General features: G+C 47.3%; 2 pseudogenes. Both read left to right on the plus strand.

The window, feature by feature from the left end:
* Window positions 1-232: pseudogene (locus gpAD87_RS32395) on the plus strand (PLP-dependent aminotransferase family protein); the annotation flags it as partial.
* A gap of 121 nt (window positions 233-353) precedes the next feature.
* Window positions 354-518, plus strand: a pseudogene (locus tag gpAD87_RS32040) (AraC family transcriptional regulator); the annotation flags it as partial.

Consider the following 518-nt stretch of genomic DNA (forward strand, 5'->3'; position numbering starts at 1 on the left):
TGCTGGATTGCATATTTATGCTACGTGGAAAGGGGATATTGACAGTTACGAGCGGTTCAAGGCACTGGCTCAGGAAGAAGGTGTCGTATTCCGTGATGCGGTTCGTTATTGGCTGACTCCAGGTCCGCCGGCTGTGTGTTTTGGCTTTGCACATCTGGAGAAAGAGGAGATTGAAGAGGGGATAAGGCGAATGCGGTTAGCATGGGAGAAGTGCACATTTTCGTTTCGGTGAATTCCGCTGTATAATGGAATAAGACGTTTCGCTCCAGCAGGAGCAGAAATATATAAACACATATCGCATCATTTTTGATGCAGTATGCAAAAGAGATTAACTTTCAAGGGGGAGTGGCGACATGCTGCAGGCATCGCCGTCATCTTTTGTTATTTTGCCCGCCGTCGCCAAAATTGTCTGCGAACCGGGATGGAAGTGGCAGAAGCGGGAAAAACCGATGCAAAACTATGACTTATTTTATGTATGGAGTGGTGAAGGGACCGTTGTGCTGAATGACCGATCGTAT

The organism is Paenibacillus sp. AD87 (genome assembly GCF_001659845.1).
GTDB lineage: Bacteria > Bacillota > Bacilli > Paenibacillales > Paenibacillaceae > Paenibacillus > Paenibacillus marchantiae.